This is a genomic window from Micromonospora sp. NBRC 110009 (assembly GCF_030518795.1).
Taxonomy (GTDB): Bacteria; Actinomycetota; Actinomycetes; order Mycobacteriales; family Micromonosporaceae; genus Micromonospora.
In genome coordinates, this window is the sequence record NZ_CP130427.1 from 6,593,769 (window position 1) to 6,609,798 (window position 16,030).

Annotated in this window: 17 protein-coding genes and 2 pseudogenes; 11 read left to right on the plus strand and 8 right to left on the minus strand. The window is 68.7% G+C overall.

Annotated features, from left to right (window positions below; all coding sequences use genetic code 11):
* Window positions 1–346 precede the first annotated feature (346 nt).
* Together Q2K19_RS31110 and Q2K19_RS31115 are read right to left on the minus strand one after the other, a co-directional pair.
* A complete protein-coding gene (locus tag Q2K19_RS31110; RefSeq protein WP_302765844.1) occupies window positions 347–1,009 on the minus strand; it encodes a response regulator in 663 nt (220 codons plus the stop codon).
* Window positions 1,006–2,121, minus strand: coding sequence for a sensor histidine kinase (locus Q2K19_RS31115; RefSeq protein WP_302765845.1), 1,116 nt, complete (start codon window positions 2,119–2,121; stop codon window positions 1,006–1,008). The genes Q2K19_RS31110 and Q2K19_RS31115 overlap by 4 nt, the downstream gene beginning before the upstream one ends.
* 219 nt (window positions 2,122–2,340) lie before the next feature.
* On the opposite strand from Q2K19_RS31115, the gene Q2K19_RS31120 reads away from it, so the two are divergent.
* Window positions 2,341–2,751 carry a DUF6223 family protein gene (locus Q2K19_RS31120; RefSeq protein ID WP_302765846.1) on the plus strand — a complete coding sequence of 137 codons (411 nt, stop codon included), beginning with the start codon at window positions 2,341–2,343 and terminating at the stop codon, window positions 2,749–2,751.
* A 625-nt stretch (window positions 2,752–3,376) separates the two neighbouring features.
* Here the strand turns inward: Q2K19_RS31120 and Q2K19_RS31125 are convergent.
* Window positions 3,377–4,339, minus strand: a complete 963-nt coding sequence (locus tag Q2K19_RS31125; protein WP_302765847.1) for a sigma-70 family RNA polymerase sigma factor — start codon at window positions 4,337–4,339, stop codon at window positions 3,377–3,379.
* Window positions 4,340–4,357: 18 nt separating this feature from the next.
* Window positions 4,358–5,602 (minus strand): NAD(P)/FAD-dependent oxidoreductase, encoded by a 1,245-nt coding sequence (locus Q2K19_RS31130; RefSeq protein ID WP_302765848.1) that lies wholly within the window; start codon window positions 5,600–5,602, stop codon window positions 4,358–4,360.
* Between the two features lie 169 nt (window positions 5,603–5,771).
* Between Q2K19_RS31130 and Q2K19_RS31135 the strand changes: the two genes are divergently transcribed.
* The gene (locus Q2K19_RS31135) at window positions 5,772–5,993 is read left to right on the plus strand and encodes a helix-turn-helix domain-containing protein (RefSeq protein ID WP_302765849.1); all 222 of its coding nucleotides are present in this window, start codon (window positions 5,772–5,774) and stop codon (window positions 5,991–5,993) included.
* 234 nt (window positions 5,994–6,227) lie between these two features.
* Window positions 6,228–6,548: pseudogene (locus Q2K19_RS31140) on the plus strand (inositol monophosphatase family protein); the annotation flags it as partial.
* 32 nt (window positions 6,549–6,580) lie between these two features.
* Here Q2K19_RS31140 and Q2K19_RS31145 read toward each other — a convergent pair.
* A protein-coding gene (locus tag Q2K19_RS31145; protein ID WP_302764626.1) for an IS3 family transposase occupies window positions 6,581–7,779 on the minus strand; the annotation gives its coding sequence in 2 pieces (ribosomal slippage) (window positions 6,581–7,491 and window positions 7,491–7,779; 1,200 coding nt in all).
* A 76-nt stretch (window positions 7,780–7,855) separates the two neighbouring features.
* Here Q2K19_RS31145 and Q2K19_RS31150 point away from each other — a divergent pair.
* Together Q2K19_RS31150 and Q2K19_RS31155 are read left to right on the plus strand one after the other, a co-directional pair.
* Window positions 7,856–8,323 (plus strand): annotated as a pseudogene (locus Q2K19_RS31150) (inositol monophosphatase family protein); the annotation flags it as partial.
* 411 nt (window positions 8,324–8,734) lie between these two features.
* Window positions 8,735–9,484: a maleylpyruvate isomerase family mycothiol-dependent enzyme gene (locus Q2K19_RS31155; protein ID WP_302765850.1), complete on the plus strand. Its 750-nt coding sequence runs from the start codon at window positions 8,735–8,737 to the stop codon at window positions 9,482–9,484.
* Window positions 9,485–9,631: 147 nt separating this feature from the next.
* Here Q2K19_RS31155 and Q2K19_RS31160 read toward each other — a convergent pair whose 3' ends face one another.
* The 3 genes from Q2K19_RS31160 to Q2K19_RS31170 all read right to left on the minus strand — a co-directional run bounded on the left by Q2K19_RS31160 (window position 9,632) and on the right by Q2K19_RS31170 (window position 11,505).
* Entirely contained in the window at window positions 9,632–10,102 is a 471-nt protein-coding gene (locus tag Q2K19_RS31160) for a UPF0158 family protein (RefSeq protein WP_302765852.1), read from the minus strand.
* An 84-nt stretch (window positions 10,103–10,186) separates the two neighbouring features.
* Window positions 10,187–10,510, minus strand: a complete 324-nt coding sequence (locus tag Q2K19_RS31165; protein WP_302765853.1) for a hypothetical protein — start codon at window positions 10,508–10,510, stop codon at window positions 10,187–10,189.
* Between the two features lie 287 nt (window positions 10,511–10,797).
* Window positions 10,798–11,505, minus strand: a complete 708-nt coding sequence (locus Q2K19_RS31170; protein WP_302765856.1) for a winged helix-turn-helix transcriptional regulator — start codon at window positions 11,503–11,505, stop codon at window positions 10,798–10,800.
* A gap of 129 nt (window positions 11,506–11,634) precedes the next feature.
* On the opposite strand from Q2K19_RS31170, the gene Q2K19_RS31175 reads away from it, so the two are divergent.
* The 6 genes from Q2K19_RS31175 (at window position 11,635) to Q2K19_RS31200 (ending at window position 16,013) form a co-directional block, all read left to right on the plus strand.
* Complete coding sequence (locus Q2K19_RS31175; RefSeq protein WP_302765859.1) at window positions 11,635–12,393, plus strand: DUF899 family protein; 759 nt, start codon at window positions 11,635–11,637, stop codon at window positions 12,391–12,393.
* Between the two features lie 210 nt (window positions 12,394–12,603).
* Window positions 12,604–13,035, plus strand: a complete 432-nt coding sequence (locus tag Q2K19_RS31180) for a DUF5134 domain-containing protein (protein ID WP_302765861.1) — start codon at window positions 12,604–12,606, stop codon at window positions 13,033–13,035.
* Window positions 13,036–13,103: 68 nt separating this feature from the next.
* The gene (locus Q2K19_RS31185; RefSeq protein ID WP_302765862.1) at window positions 13,104–13,607 is read left to right on the plus strand and encodes a DinB family protein; all 504 of its coding nucleotides are present in this window, start codon (window positions 13,104–13,106) and stop codon (window positions 13,605–13,607) included.
* Window positions 13,608–14,014: 407 nt separating this feature from the next.
* Window positions 14,015–14,416, plus strand: a complete 402-nt coding sequence (locus Q2K19_RS31190; protein ID WP_302765874.1) for a hypothetical protein — start codon at window positions 14,015–14,017, stop codon at window positions 14,414–14,416.
* 165 nt (window positions 14,417–14,581) lie between these two features.
* The gene (locus Q2K19_RS31195) at window positions 14,582–15,484 is read left to right on the plus strand and encodes a hypothetical protein (RefSeq protein WP_302765876.1); all 903 of its coding nucleotides are present in this window, start codon (window positions 14,582–14,584) and stop codon (window positions 15,482–15,484) included.
* Window positions 15,485–15,629: 145 nt separating this feature from the next.
* Window positions 15,630–16,013 (plus strand): hypothetical protein, encoded by a 384-nt coding sequence (locus tag Q2K19_RS31200; protein ID WP_302765877.1) that lies wholly within the window; start codon window positions 15,630–15,632, stop codon window positions 16,011–16,013.
* Window positions 16,014–16,030: the final 17 nt, after the last annotated feature.

Below are 16,030 nucleotides of genomic sequence, written 5' to 3' on the forward strand. Positions count from 1 at the left end.
CGAGGTGATCCGGGGCTGATCTATGAGGAGGGCCGGGGTCCGGGGCGGAGCCTCGAGGTCTTCCGATCCTGTGACTCCCAACGGTGGCCGGCCGGCCCGGCCGATGCCGGCCGGAGGTCGCCAGCAGGCCGGGGCCGGGCCGGCGCGGCCCGCTTGCGGGCCGCTCTTGATCCATAAAAGAACAATTCGGCAGTGCGCGGGCCTCGGGCAGCGTGTCCCCTCGGCAGTGCCCTCCGTCGACTGATACGCGACAGTCGTCCGGCAACTGATATGCGACAGGTCAGCGCGCTGATCGCGGCAGAAGAGCGCACCTGATCTTGGATCCGGCCGCGCCGCCGTATCGATGTCAGCGGTTGCGTGGGGTTACCAGGCCGGATTCGTAGGCGAGGACCACGAGTTGGGCGCGGTCCCGGGCGTGGAGCTTGGCCATGGCCCGGTTGATGTGGGTTTTGGCGGTCATTGGGCTGATCACCATGCGTTCGGCGATCTGGTCGTTGGACAGGCCCTGCGCGACCAGGGCGACGGTCTCGCGTTCGCGGTTGGTCAGCCCTTTCAGCCCTATGTCGGCGCGTGTGTGGAGTGGCTCGGTGACGTACCGGTTGATCAGCTTGCGGGTGATCGACGGTGCGAGTAGGGCGTCGCCGCGCGCGGCGACGCGTACGGCGTGCAGGAAGTCTTCTGGCACGATGTCTTTGACGAGGAATCCGGCGGCGCCGGCGCGCAGCGCGTTGAAGACGTACTCGTCCAAGCCGTAGTTGGTCAGGATGACGACGTGCACCCGGGCCAGGGCCGGGTCTGCGGCGATGCGCCGGGTCGCCTCGATGCCGTCCATGACGGGCATCTGGATGTCGATGAGCGCGATGTCTGGCTGGTGTTCCTTGATGAGCGTCAGGCCCTGTTGCCCGTCGGCGGCCTCGGCCACCACTTCGATGTCGTCTTCGACGTCGAGGAGCGCGCGGAAGCCGCTGCGAAGCAGCGGCTGGTCGTCGACGAGCAGGACACGGATCATGATGTTTGATCCACAGGAAGTTCGGCTTGGACGGTGAAGCCGCCCTCGCTGCGTGGTTCCGCGCGGAGGTGACCTCCGAGGGCGGTGACTCGTTCGCGCATTCCGAGCAGCCCGACGCCGGGCACCGGGGCGGTGTCCGGCGTGGCCCTGCCGTCGTCATCGACTCGGATCGCGAGGGCGTCGGGACGGTAGTAGATCCGAACCGACGCCGTAGCGGCGGCGGCGTGACGGGCGATGTTGGTCAGCGACTCCTGAACGATCCGGTAGGCGGTCCGGTCCACCGCGGCCGGCACATCGTTTCGGTGTCCTTCGATCGTCAGCGTCGCGTCCAGGCCGGTCGCCCGGGCCCGTTGCACCAGTTCCGGGACGTGGTCGAGCCCATGCGGCGGCTTCTTGTCGTCGTCGCGCAGCGCCTCCAGGGTCGCTCGCAGTTCCCTGGCCGCCTCACGACCGGCCTCCCGGATCGCCAGCAGGGTCTCCGGCACCTGTTCACCCCGCTTGCGGGCCAGGTGGACGGCGACTTCGGCCTGCACCTTGATGACGGAGATCTGGTGGGTGAGCGAATCGTGCAGCTCCCGTGCGATGTGCAGCCGCTCCTCGTTGGCGCGGCGCCGCGCGGTCTCCTCGCGGGTGCGCTCGGCTTCGTCCGCCCGGCGCTCGGCCTGTCGCAGCGCTTCACCGGCGGCGCCGGCGGCGATCAGCCAGGCCAGCTCGAGGGCGCCTCGGGCCTGCGCGAACGCCTCGCCCGTGTCGTGCAGGCCCGACGCCATTGCCGCGAGGGGTAGAGCGGCCAGCATGATCACGCTCGCCGCCACCGTGGTAGTGCGGTGTCCCGCCCGCACGGCGGCGTACACCGCGAACAGGTACGCGACGGCAGGTACGTCGAAACCGGCCGCCTGGTAACCCACCGCGCACAGCCCGGTGACGGCCAGGACGGGAACCGGAGCGCGGCGGCGCGCGGCCAGCGCCAGGCCGCCGGCCGTCAGTAGCGCGTAGCCGAGCAGGTCGAGGTTGGTGGCGGAGTGCTGCCCGGATAGCCCGGTGACCAGCAGGATCGCCGCCACGCCGGCGGCGATCGCCCAGTCTCTGACACCGATCCGTCCCCTGCTCATGCGCGCACCCTAACTGGATGTCTGCCCGGGCGACTCCTGCGCGCGGATGATCGGCCGGGTACCGCACACGCGGTACGTTCCCGGCTTCTGCGGCATCCGCGGCAGCCGGATGCGTCGCTTGCGGCAGCGTGAAGTGCCCGCGTCAGCAGGACGACAGGTGACGGGTCCGGCGGACAGGATCAGACAACAACCAGTCCCAAGAGGAGAAGGAGCACCCCCATGTCCGTCCGTCACCTGCTCGCCGTCGCAGCAACCGCCCTGCTCGGAGTCTTCGTGCTTGCCACACCGGCGGCCGCGCACGGCTTGGCCCAGCCCGCCACTGTTTACGGCTGGACCCCCGAGCGAATCTGGGGCAGCGCGGCCGCGCTACTGGCGCTGGTTGGCGTGGTCATCGGAGGGCTGGCTCTGGCACGACCCGCCGGCCGTATCGGCAACAGAGGAAGGGGGGCCATCGTGGCCCTGGTGGCGGGGCTGATCGCCGTGGTCAACGGCGGGCTGGTGGTGGTCACCGCCGACGGTGGTCTCGGCACCGGCAACGGGATCGCCGGTGGCTACTTGGCCCTTGTGATTGGGCTGATCGCCACGGTCCTCGGCTGGCTGGCTCTGGCCCGCTCCCGCCGCACCGTCTGACCGGCTGAGAATACGAGCGCACGTTCGGGTCTACCTGAAGACCGCCGCACCAAGTTCCAGCGCGCCGTACGCGTCCGGCCCACCCTCATGCTCGGGTAGCTGCCCTCAGCCGCAGACTTACCGGAGAGCCCATTAAGTAGGCACTCAGTCGCGCAACGTTACATCGCACTTGGTGGCAGCTTCCTTCACGGCACCCCAACTCGGGAAGGAGAACGATGCGACACACCATCTCGATCTGGCGAACACTCGCTGCCGCAGCTATCAAGCCAGCTCGGTGGTACGAGCGCGGATCGCGGCAAATGAGGACGCCACGGTAGAGGCGAACGTCCGCGGCCGTACGCTCGTCGCCGGAGCGGCGCGGCCGAAGGCACGGGCCCGTACCTCATGCGCCAGGCCGGGCGCCGGCCCCGCACGGCTCCAGGTCCGGTCCCCCGGCGAGACCGAGATCGCTGAGCGGAGACCGCGTTCGGGGGGGGGGCGAGCGGCGGGACAGCAGGCATGTGCTTAGCGCGGCGGCGAGTCCGGCCAGCCCGGCCGCCGTGTCCGAATGCGGCTGGTGGCGTCCGAGGCCCAGGAGCGGTTCACCGCAGCACGGGTGCTGCGCCTGGCCGCGGTTGGGGTCGGGTCACCACTGGGTGATGAGTGGCTTGTCCGGTTCGTGCTGCCGCCAGGCTTCGGTGAGGCGGGCGAGGCGGGTGGGGGCGGCGATGCCGCGCACGGTTGCGATCTTGCCGTTGGTGACGTCGAACGTTACGGCGCCGACGACCTGGTCGCCGAGCACGAAGAGGATGGCCGGGGCGCCGTTGACGGGCGCGTAGTGGATGGCGGGCGTACCGCCGGCAAGTCGCCGTTTCGCGGGTGTGGGTTTGAAGCCGGCCCGTGCGACGGCGGCGATGCGCTGCGGAGTGTGGTACTGGAGCAGCGTCTCGGTCGGGCCGGCGCCGTTGGAGTCGGCGATCGCGGTCGCGTCGTCGGTGAGCAGCGCCACCAGCCGTTCGGTGCGGCCCGAGGAGGCAGCGGCGAGGAATTCCTCGACGATCCTGCGGGCGGATGCCGGGTCGACTTCGCCGCCGCCGTGGCGGCGTGCGGCGGTGATGCGGCGCCGAGCCCGGTGGAGGTGCTGCTGGCTTGCGGACTCGGTGACGTCGAGGATCTCGGCGATCTCGGCGTGGCTGTAGGAGAACGCTTCGCGCAAGACGTAGACGGCCCGCTCGAGGGGTGACAGGCGTTCCATGAGAGTCAGCACGGCCAGGGAGACCGATTCGCGTTGCTCGAAAGTGTCGGCCGGGCCGAGCATCGGATCGCCGTCGAGGAGCGGTTCGGGCAGCCAGGCGCCGACGGTGCGTTCGCGGCGGGCTTGTGCCGAGCGGAGCCGGTCGAGGCACAGGTTGGTGACGACCCTGGTCAGCCATGCTTCCGGCACCTTGATCCGCTGCCGGTCGGCGGCCTGCCAGTGCAGGAACGCATCCTGCACGGCGTCTTCGGCGTCGGCGGCGGAGCCCAGCAGCCGGTACGCCAGCGAGGCCAGCCGGAACCGGCTGGCCTCGAACCGACTGGTGTCGAAGCGATCAGTGGCGGTGCTGTCCACGCGGACCACCCTAGGCGGCTACGCGGCCGCCTTCTCGGCGGACGCGACCGTCTTCTCGGCGGTCGCGACCGTCTTCTCGGCTGTCGCGTCCGGCGCGGCGGCCAGGCGGTGCTTGCGCTTGGGCAGGCCGAAGGTCGGGTGCGAGTTGGTCCACAGCGACATCTTGAGGATGCCCGCCTTGATCCGCGCGGCCGTCCGGCCGCCCATGTACTTCGGCTTTGCCTGCCCTTCGTCATCGACCAGCTGCAGGATCCCGTCCCGCCGCCCGAGGCTGATGTGGTTGCCCGGGTACTCCAGCTTGGTGCTCGCGATCTTGCGGCCGGTCAGGCGTCCCACGATCGCGGCCGTGGCCTGCATGCCGGTGTAGCCGGCCGAAGCGCAGGACATCGGCAGCGGCCGGCCGTTGTCGCCGATGGCGTAGACGCTGTCGCCAGCCGCGTAGACGTTCGGGTGCGAGACCGACCGCATGGTGCGGTCGACGACGATCTGACCGTTCCCGGTGACCTCCAGCCCGCTGGCGGCGGCGATGGGGTAGACCGCGAACCCGGCCGTCCACACGGTTGCGTCGGACGCCAGGGCGGTTCCGTCGGCGCGCAGCACCCGCGTCGCTTCGACGGCTTCGACGCTGGTGTGCTCCAGGACGGTGATGCCCAGCCGGTCGCAGGCCTGGCGCAGGTGGCTGCGGGCTCCGGCGGAGAGCCGGGCGCCCAGCTCGCCGCGGGCGACCAGCGCCACCGACAGGCCGGGCCGGGATTCGGCGATCTCGGTGGCGGTCTCGATGCCGGTCAACCCGTCGCCGACGACCAGCACCCTCCCGCCTTCGCCCCGCCTGCCCAGGCTGTCCAGGCGCTCGCGCAGGCGCAGCGCCGAGGGCCGGGCGGCGATGTCGAAGGCGTGCTCGGCCACGCCGGGGACGCCGCAGTCGGTGCCGCAGCTGCCGAGCGCGTACAAAAGCGTGTCGTAGCCGAGCTCGCCGCCGCCGCCGTCGGCGTCGGCCACGGCGACGACCTGGCGCTCGGGGTCGACGGCGGTGACGCGGGCCACGCGCAGCCGTATCCCCGTGCCCGCGAAGACGTCGGCGAGCTTCGGAGCCTCGATGTCCTGGCCGGCCGCGAGCTGGTGCAGCCGCAGCCGCTGGACGAAGTCCGGCACGGCGTTGACCACGGTGATCTCGGTGTCCGCCGGGGACAGCCGGCGGGCCAGGGTCCCGGCCACGTAGGCCCCGGCATAGCCGGCGCCGAGGACGACGATGCGGTGCTTCATGTGTTGCTCCTGTCGGTTCGCTTGCTTCCGATGAGTTGAGCGGAACGGCGCCCCGATTGCTGACAGGAACTGCATATGGCATGGGTCACCGAGCGGCAGGAGCGCCGCCCAACGATGCTCGCGACGCCGAGGCGGCGCAGATGCAGGCCGAGCTGGACGAGGTGACCTGATGCCGCTCACTGTCGATATCGACGTCACGCTCGCCAAGCGGAAGATGTCCGTGGGCGAACTCGCCGAACGCGTCGACATCACACCCGCCAACCTGGCCGTGCTGAAGAATGGCCGCGCCAAGGCCGTCCGCTTCACCACCCTCGCCGCACTCTGCGAAGCCCTCGACTACCAGCCCGGCGACCTGCTGCGCTGGGAGACCGCGGACTCCGCGGGCGCGTGACGGCCACGGGCCACCGAGACCTGCGACGCGGGCGCCGGGCGCTGCGGTGAGCCGATTCTGCACACAAGATCAGACGCACTGCTTTCGGCACGTCCGGATGCGGACACCCGCGAGCCGGTTACCGATACCTCCAGTGACGAGCGCTTCGCGGCAGATCCGGATGTGTCATCAAGGCTTGCACTGCACGGGGAGAGCTGTGCTGCTCGGGGCTCGTCCGAGATCTATTGTGCCTGCATGTCGATCAACGACCAAGACTTGGCCATCGCGGCGGCGCAGGCAGGAGCCGCCGTCGTGCGTTCCTACTACGGGGCATCGCTGACACGCTTCGAAAAGTCCGCAGGTGACTTCGCCACTACGGCCGACCTCGAAGCGGAAAGGGCCATCCTCGACGTCTTGCACGCCGCACGGCCGGACGACGTCTTGGTGGGTGAGGAGAGCGGACGCACGGGAACCGACGGCAACGGCCGCGTGTGGCTGGTTGACCCGTTGTGCGGGACGCTGAACTATGCCGTACACAACATGCTCGTCTCGGTCAACGTAGCGTTGCGGGCCGGAAGGGGCTTGACCCCTGATCCTGGACACGGGGGTTATGCGGCCGGGGCCAGCGTAGCTGGCGCTGGGCGGGTGTTCTTCTCGTAGGTGATCGGTGATTGCTGTCCGAGCCGGGAGTGGCGTCGAATGGTGTTGTAGCGGTGCAGCCAGCGGAATGCGGCGAGTCGGGCTTCGCGTTTGTCGGTGAAGGCGCGGCGGCCCTGGAGGGTCTCGCGTTTGAAGGTGGCGTTGAACGACTCCGCGGCCGCGTTGTCGGCGGAGCTACCGACCGCGCTCATTGACTGCCGGACCCCTGCCGTGGTGCAGGCGGCGGCGAAGGCCCGGGAGGTGTATTGAGCTCCGTGGTCGGTGTGCATGATCGCCCCGTCGAGGCTGCCCCGGGTGCGCTGCGCCGCGTGGAGGGCGTCGATGACCAGGTCGGTGCGCATGTGGTCGGCGATCGCCCAGCCCGCGAGGCGCCGGGAGTGCAGGTCGAGGACGGTGGCCAGGTAGAGGAATCCGCGGTCACCGACCGGCAGGTAGGTGATGTCGCCGACGTAGCGTTGGTTCGGCGCGGGGGCGGTGAAGTGCCGGCCGATCAGATCCGGGGCCTTCGCCGCGGCCGGGTCCGGCACCGTCGTACGAGTTCGCCTGCGCAACCGCAGACCCTGCACGCCGAAGCGGCGCATCACCCGCGCGACCCGCTTACGGTTGACCAACTGCCCGGCATCGCGCAGCTCGGCGGTGATCCGTGGTGCTCCGTACGTGCCGTCGTGCTCGGCGTGCACCGCCCGGATCCGGCTGGCCAGCGCGACGTCCGCGGCCTGCCGGGCGGCCCGCGCTTCGGCGGCCGATCGCCAGTAGTAGAAGCTCGAGCGGGACACCCCGAGGATCTGACACAACCGCTTCACGCCATAGCGCTGCTGATGGTCGGCGACGAACTGGAAGCGGTTCACCAGCGCGTCTCCCCGGCGAAATACCGGGCCGCCTTCCGCAGAATGTCCCGTTCCTCCTCCAACTCCCGCACCCGCCGCCGCAACGCCGCGTTCTCATCCTCCACCGACCCGGACGCCGGCGGCGCCGCCGGCCCGGCCGCTGCGCCCCGACGCTGATCATCAGCGCGGACCCAACTGCGCAACGTCTCCCGATTGACGCCCAGATCGTCAGCGATCTGCGCGATCGTCGCCCCCGGCCGAGACCGGTACAACGCGACCGCGTCGGCCTTGAACTCGGCGGGGTAGTGCTTGTTCACCATCTGTCAGGGACTCCTGATCTCCCCGGACCATCACGATCCAAGGCTCAAGTGTCCAGGACCAGGGGGCAACTCCCGAACGCAGGTCGCCGTGGCAGCCACGGCCGACCCATTTGCTGATGAGGTGTTCTGGACTGACGGCGTTCGTACGGCCATGCGTCGCGACGGCGTGGACGAGCAACTTGCCCCATCGGCCTCGTCGCGGCTGGTGGACGTCAATCTCGACCCGCCGTTTCCCAACAAGCACGTTTTCCGTGCGGCCCGGTTGCTCGCTGACGACGGATTCATCGAGCAGTTCCGGCCACGCGTGGTCTCCACCACCTTGGCGGTGGCGTGGGTCGCCGCCGGTCGGCGCGCCGCATACGTAACTGATGGCCACCTGCGCGACAGCGTGCACTTCGCCGCAGGCATTGCCCTCTGCCAGGCGGCCGGCTGTGTGGTGACCGGGATTGACGGCCAGCCGCTTCACGCCGGTACGGGAGGTCTTGTCGTAGCCGCCGACGAGGAAACGCACGCCACCCTGCTGGCCCTCATCGGAAACCAGTGAACCCGAAGTAAATGATGATCGGGTGTCCGCTTCTCGGCACGACCGGACGGCACCTACCTCAAGCAATCGTGACGCTCCGCAGCGCACGGTCCGCGGCATGAGTGTGCGCCTGGTCAAGCCGTCCTTGCGGTCGGCGCCGCGCATGTACTACGTCGACCGCTGCGCCACCGAGTGCTGCTGGCCACACAGGGCCTGTCGGCGCTCGCCCCGGCCGACGCTGGCCCGATCGACGCTTTAGTCATGTACGCCGGCCGCACGTCTACCGCAGCCCTGGACGGCGTTGCCGTCATGCCGCTGACCCGGCCAGGTCATAGCCGGCACCCCGGCTGCTCAGGCGGGGACGGGCTCCAGTCATCCATGGCACAACGCCCACCCTGGCGGAGGGTAGGTGCCGCGTGGGACGCTCGCCTCATGCGCATCGCCGAGCACATTGCCGCGCTGGATGAGGAAGGTGTCCGACTGGCAGAGGCGGCGGGCCGGGCGGGTCTGGACGCACACGTGCCCACCTGCCCTGGCTGGCAGGTCCGTGATCTGCTGCGCCATGTCAGCGGTGTACATCGATGGGCCATGGCCCACGTGATCAGGAGACGCCGTCACCCTTACTCCAACCGGGAAGAGGCGGACTTCTTCGCCGCAGTCGATGACGACGAGCTGCTGGACTGGTTTCGGGAGGGCCACCGCGCACTCGTGGACACGCTGGCAACGGCTGATGAGAGCGTTGAGTGCTGGACGTTTCTGCCCGCGCCCTCGCCGTTGGCGTTCTGGGCACGCCGCCAGGCTCACGAGACCGCGATACACCGCGCCGATGCCGAGTCGGCTATCTCCATGGTCCCGTACTGGAACCCATCCTTCGCCGCTGATGGTATCGATGAACTACTCAACGGCTTCTTCGGCCGGCCCGGTGGGCGTCTGGTGGCCGATCCACCCCTCAGCATGGCCCTGGTGCCTACTGATATCGACGCGGGATGGACCTTCTACATCGAGCCGGCCGGGCGCCGCCTGGTCGCCGGTGAGCTGCTAGCCCAGCTGACCATCGTGGGACCCGCATCCGAGCTCTACCTCTTGCTGTGGAACCGCAGTGGGACTGAAGGCCTTGAACTACGCGGGGACGGGGCCGTCTTGGACCTCTGGCGGACACGGGCCACGATCACCTGGAACTGACGCGGTCATCCCAGGATCCAGGTGCCGCCCACCGTGGCTCCCGTCCGGTCATCGGCAGGTGCGGACGCCCCGTCGAGCGGCCAACGCACGGTCAGCGGCAGATGCGTGCGTTCGTCGTCCGGGAAGTCGCGCGGCGCGGGCGTCAGCTCAGGGAAGGTGGGGATCCGGGTGCTCGGCCACGAAACGCTCGCCCGTTTCGTCGTCGACCAGCGAGTTGTCGACCAGCCATTCAACCGCCCGCCGCCTTGCGCGCACGTCGCGGAACGCGTGCCACGCCGGCAGCAGGTGCGGATACTCCTCGTGCAACTCGTTCTTGAACCGGCGGAAGGCACCCTTGCCCTGGATAGCCCGCGCCAATCTGCGCCCGGCCGCCGCGTCACTGATCCCCTCGGCGAAGTCGACCATGTCCTGATACCAGACGTAAGACGGCAGCGGGTCGATGCCGACCAGGTCAAGGGCCTCAAGGTCGACGGGCGTTTGTCCGTCGATGCCGCCGTCCGTCGTCCAGACCATGATCTCGCCGGTCTGCGGGTCGATCAGCCATCGGTGCTCGTAGTCGGTCTGGTCCTCGAGCGCGGTGGCGATCTCCTCCAGCTCTAGCCTGCTCAGGTCAAGCATCCGTCCACCATAAACCCGCTTCCATCCGCGCTTCGACCAGCGAGAGCGCGACCAGCGGCAGAAGCGGACGTTCGTTCAGCGACCTCAACGGCACGCCGTGAGGGGCACGAGGACCAGGACGGCAACGCCAAGTGCGGTGGCGCCGACAGCCCACCACCAGAAGAATCCCGAAAAGACCGAGGCGATCAGGAGCCCCATGCCGAGGCCGGCCAGCAGGCCGAGTCCGAACAAGGCCCGTGGGGGCAGGGCGAGGGACGGCAGGCGCCGTACCACGAGCACTTCCAGCCAGGTGCCGCCCAACGCCAGCAGTGCCGCGCCGACCCCGTCTACGGCGGATAGTCCGTGACCTTCGCTGATTGGCACGAGGACTCGGCCCTCGTCACCGGCGGGGACGAAGAGGATGAGCACGCCGACGACGATGAGCAGAGCGGTGACTGCTACCTGGGTTCGTGGCGCACCCCCGACATCGTGAGACATCGCTCCAGTCTCGGTCATCCGCCATGGTCTCGGCAGGAGCCGAATCGCCGAACATCGAGAAGGCCTGCGGTAATCGCCCCGTCGTGAGCCCGCCTTCCTCGCCCGACCCGGCGCGATCCCTGGCACCGACCAGCGGCAGATGCGTACACGTGACCTTGGTCGACGCCGGGCCGGGGTGTCCACCAAACAGGGCGAACCCGAGCTGGCGCGAGAGGCGGTCACCTCTCGCGGCGATCCGCCCGCCCTCCTGGGCCGGAGGTGCCGTACTTTTCTGCGGAGGCCGGGACACGCACGCCCGCGACAAGATGGCGTACGACCTCGGGATCACCGATGATCACGCCGCCGTCGGCTACGAGCCCGGCCAGGTCGTCGCTGCCGAAGGCGGCGAGGAGGGCATCCGTCGTGGTGATCAGGACGGCGTGCGGCTCGTCGGGCGGCTCGTGGGCGACCTCGGCGCCGGCCGACGTGAGGCGGACGCCGAACACTCCGGCGGGACCGTGGTCGCGTAGTTCGATCCGGAGCTTCGCCTCGGGCCGCTCCGTCGGCACGAAGTAGGTGCGGATGGTCAGCATGGCGCTGTCCGCGCTTACGAAGAGCTGTTCCGCGGTCGGCGGGGCGGCCAGCGCCCAGGTGCCAAGCGCGACGACGATCGGCTCGAGGCCGCGGCCCCACGCGGTCAGTTCGTAGACCCGCACATTGCCTGGCGGAGGCAGCTGCCGGCGGCGTACGACGCCCGCGTCGGCCAGCTCGCGCAGCCGGTCGGACAGCGCGTTCGGGCTGGCGGTCGGGAGCGCCTGCTGAAAATCGGTGAACCGTTTCGGCCCGAGCAGCAGCTCGCGCACCACGAGCAGCGCCCACCGCTCTCCCACGATGTCGAGGCCGCGCGCGACACCGCATGCCTGCCGATAACCCCGCTGAGTCGGCACCGAAAACCTCCCTACGCCTGTCCGGACCCGCGCCGCCCGTTCGTCACACTGGTGAGTTCAAGAATCTCACACTTGCTCAATCCTAGCAGCTACTATTACGCTCATAGCGACCACCTTGGGGAGGAAGCCATGACCACGCCACCGGCGCCCACACTCACCGACCGCGAGACCTGGCAGAAGCAGCTCGACGAGCTCCGGCTCCGCGAGAAGGCACACACCCGTGAGGGCGACGCCATCGCCGCGGCCCGCCGGCGGCTGCCGATGGTCGAGGTCGACCCGACCACCCGTCTGGTCGGCGCCGACGGCCCGGTGCCCCTGCTCGACGCCTTCGAGGGCAGGACCCAGCTGTTCGCGTCGTACCACATGTGGCACACGGGCAGGCCGGCCGCCGACCAGTGCGAGGGCTGCACGTTCTTCACCGGCCAGGTGCTCGAGCTGTCCTACCTGCACTCGCGCGACGTCACGTTTGCGGTCTTCTGCCAGGGGCCGTTCGAGGAGAGCTCGCGCTACCGCGACTTCATGGGCTGGCAGGCCCCCTGGTATTCGGTGCCCGCGGAGTCGCTCGACTCCCTCGTCGCCGGGCGGGCGTTCGGGATGAAGGCGTGCTACCTGCGCCAGGGCGACCGGGTGTTCGAGACCTACTGGACCACCGGGCGGGGCGTCGAGGCGATGGCGCCGTCATACGGCCTGCTCGACATGACCGTCCACGGCCGCCAGGAGGACTGGGAGGACTCGCCGGAAGGCTGGCCGCAGCGCTTCCGGACCGACGGCGACCAGTTCCGGCTCGACGGCCGGCCCACCTCACAGTGGTCGCGCCTCGCCGCCGGCCGTGACGACAACCTGGGCGCCACCGGTCCCGCCGGCAGCGCGCACCATTGCTGCCACTGAAGTTTGGCGCCTGCCGGATGCTCCGCCACCGTTCGTGGGGCCGATGATCGACATTGCCCCCCTCCGATGGCTGCTGACAGTGGCGTTCGGAGGGGCAGCCGCCTTTCACCTGCTCCGGTGCCTGCGCCCACCCGCCGCGTGGCCCTCTCCGGTGGCGGAGCATCGACTCTCCGAGATGTCACACCTGGTCATGGGCCTATCGATGTCGCGATGATCTGGCCGTGGGGCGCGGCGGTCCCGGCAGCAGCCTGGATTGTCATTTTCATGATGTCGACGGGGTGGTTCCTGGTGCGGGCGGTGCGGACGCCGCGACGTCGTACGGTCCCGGTGTTCTTCGCCACCGCGACAGGGACGATGGTGTGGATGGGTGCCTCGACATTGGGGCACGCCTCCGCCGGCGGTCACGGCGGCATGGACATGGCCGGGATGGGTCATGCGCCGGCCGGGAGTGCCGGATGGGTCGGTGCGCTGCTCGGGGGCTACCTGGTACTAGCCGCACTCTGGTGGGTCGGCCGCGGAATGCGCATCAGTGGACTGTCCCCGGCGACGACGGACGCGGTGGCCTGTCCGCTGGACTGGTCGGCACTGTGCCATGGCGTGATGAGCGCGGGTATGGGCATCGCCCTGCTCGCGATGGCGTAACGATGGGCGCCAGGCGGGATGCTCGTCGCCGGGTGAACTTCGGTTGAGATCAACAGGACGGTTTAGAGATGACGGTGGCAGTCGACGTCGAGATCACCGCGTTGATGCAGTGCCTCCAGAGGCAGCGAAACCACGTGCTGGGTGCCGTGGAAGGGCTGAGCGATGAGGCGCTGCGGCGCCCCGTGCTGCCCTCGGGGTGGAGCTGCCTGGGGATGGTGCAGCACCTCGCGCTGTCGGTGGAGCGTTTGTGGTTCCGCGCTGTTGTGGCCGGCGACCCGGAGGTCATCGACCTGGTCGGCAGCCAAGATAGCCCATGGCAGGTAGCTCCGGGACTACCCGCCGGCGATGTCCTTGACTGCTATCGCCATGAGGCTTCCTTGGCGGATGCCGTCATCGCCGCCTCATCTGCCGATGCCGACTTGGCCTGGTGGCCCTTTCCCGAGGGTGAATGGCGCCTGCACAATCTTCGGGATGTCCTGCTCCATGTGATCACTGAGACCGCCTGCCACGCCGGACACCTCGACGCGGTTCGCGAGCTCATCGACGGGCAACAGTGGCTGGTGAACACCTAACCAGTAGCCCTGGCTCCGTGCGTCGACTCCCGTGCGGCCACCCTGGTTGCGCCAATCCGATCCCCCATGTCAGACCTGGCGACCACTGTGACGGCCAACCGGATCTGCCGCGATCAGCGCGCGGAGGTGTCGCAGATCAGTTGGCGGACGAGTGGCGGGCATCAGTCGACGGAGGACACACCGGCTGCCGGCGATGCCGGGCTCCACTTGATCCGTTACACATCGACTTCACTTGAAGGGTGACAGTTGGCCGGCTCTCTCCGGGCTCGGCTGTCACGGTACGTAACTGGCGTGTCGCCTATCGCTGGGGCATGCCGATCCTCGACGCCGGTCAAGACGCGCGATCAGCGGCAGATCCGGATGCCGGCTCGGTCCATTGACTGGTCACCGATGGGAGGATCGGCGGTGTGATTGAACTGCCTAAGGGATCTTGGTGGGACTGGGACGTGCTGCACTTCGACGGCTCCCAGCTTTGTTTGGCCGCAGGAAACGACCTGACCTACCACCACGGTCTCGAGGTGGTCTTCACCGACGTCGCATACCTGGCTTGCCCGACCCGGTTCTGGGATCCTCGGTTCCGAGAACCCACCCTCGACGAGCGCGCGCTGGTGCGCCGGCATGTCGGTGAAGAATCACCAGTGGTCGTTGCCTTCGACGTCGATGCACCTACCGGGGGTGATCTTCCTTCCTGTCTGGTCGCAGCAGAGTCGGTTGAGGTGGTACACGGCCTGGTCTACCGCTACTGGCGTGACGACCTTGCTGCTGGAGAACGAATGGCTCCGCACGTGCGGCCGCCGGAGCCATCGTGAGGTCCGCACTTTGCCGGAGCCGCGGCTGCTACTGACAGCGACAGCCAGCGCGAGGAAGAGCGCGCACGATCGGCGGCATGTGCGTGCGCCGTCGTCGCAAGACACACGCCCCCGGGGCGGAGGCTCCGCTGCCCAGATCGGGAAGCCGCTCCCTAAGCTTGATCGGTGCACCGGGTCAATCTGTACGCCGCCGTGGGAGGCCTTGGACTGGTCGTCACCGGCCGCACCATGCCTGATCTCCGGCTTGAGGTTGCATCTGGCGGGCGCATGTTACTGCGCCAACAGAGCCGCCTGGTCCTTCTCGGGAAGGTGCAGCGCTCGAACTATGGCGTGCATGTGTTCCGGACCGGGGATTACCTCTCGCCGCTTCCCCCACTGCGCGCCGACCATGCGCGCCAGGTCACTCCGCCCGGCGGCGCGGCCTGGTTCGACCGATGGGCACATCAATTCGCCTCCTGGCTGGATGACGCCGACGCCGGGCCGTTGCACAACGGGTTCTGGATCCTCCGGCCCCGCAGACTGCCGTCGTACTGCCTGCGAGGCGACCTCACCACTGACTATCCCGACTCTTACCTCGACTGGTTCGAGGGGTGGAACGGCGTGCTGCCCCTGCGTCAGCTACCCGATGCCGATGCGGCCCGCGTTAAGGCCTACCGCCGACAGGCCCGCGAGCAAGTGCTTCCGCCGATCCTGCTGTGGTCCGTGACTGGCTTCGACGGCTACGTGCTGATTGACGGACACTGCCGTCTGGCCGCAGCCCTCGCCGAAGGTATCGAACCATCCGTCCTGGTCCTGGCCATCGGCACGGACCCCGAGATCGGCCACGATTTGCTCCGGCAAGCCGCTGCCCACGTCGAGCAGCTGAACCGAGTGAACGAGCAGGCTGCGCGGGGCCGCGCCGACGCGCTACGGGCGGCAGACGCCCTCACACGCCGGTTTGCCAACGCGTGCGCTGACCTTCCTCAAGAGGGAAGGACGCGGGCATGGCCCATCCGAGGCGGCGTGCGCACCTGGGAACAGCAGGCCGCAAACGTGGCGCACGCGTGGGTGGCGAAGTTGAAGGAGTAGCGCCGCTCGGCGCTCGCTCTGCGGCAGAAGAGGATGCGCGACGAGTACGGGGCTAGCGTGATTGAATCGTGCGCTGTATCGGCGGGAGTAAAAGGAAACTCGGTGGCTCATGATGGACGAGTTGGATGAGACGTGGAGGTGGGCCGTGTTGGAAGATCTCGCCGTCATCTGGAACCGTGCCGCCGACTACGGGACTGACGGTGAAGCGCCTGAAGGAACTCCGCTAGGGATTGCGCACCTTTCCTTCCTGCTACGTGTCTACAACTCGGCCATGGGCGGCGGCTTGGGCTTCGCCGTGGAGGTCAACGAACCTTTCCGCCTGAGACGAGCGATCGACGCGATGCGCTACTTCCGCCTGTCCGAGCTTGCTGACCTCCTGGCTGACGTCTTGAACCATGAGTCGGATGTCGAATACGCCGGATCGCGGGAACGTCAGTTCTATGACCTTCTCGGCTCGGCGGATGAGAATCTGGATAAGGCGTTCAGAGCCAAAGCGGCCGAGGCTCCAAGCGACTTCGGTCTTCGATAAAGCTCGCCGGGCTCAGG